This is a genomic window from Streptomyces sp. NRRL F-6492, assembly GCF_001280125.1.
Taxonomy (GTDB): Bacteria; Actinomycetota; Actinomycetes; order Streptomycetales; family Streptomycetaceae; genus Streptomyces.
The window spans coordinates 1-207 of the sequence record NZ_LGEG01000207.1; the positions used below are offsets into that span (position 1 = coordinate 1).

Annotated in this window: 1 pseudogene; it reads left to right on the top strand. The window is 70.0% G+C overall.

Going from position 1 to position 207, the window contains the following annotated elements:
- Positions 1-207: pseudogene (locus ADL08_RS35570) on the top strand (hypothetical protein); the annotation flags it as partial.

Below are 207 nucleotides of genomic sequence, written 5' to 3' on the forward strand. Positions count from 1 at the left end.
CGCACAACTCGCAGCCGGGTTCGGCATCGGCACCGCCACGGCCTACCGCTACATACGCGCAGCGATCGAGGTCCTGGCCGTCCTCGCTCCGACGCTCCGGCGCTCCGACGCTCCGACGCTCCGACGCTCCGACGCTCCGACAGGCTATGAACGAGGCTCGGCGCAAGGCGTTCCTGATCCTGGACGGCACGCTCGTGCCGATCGACC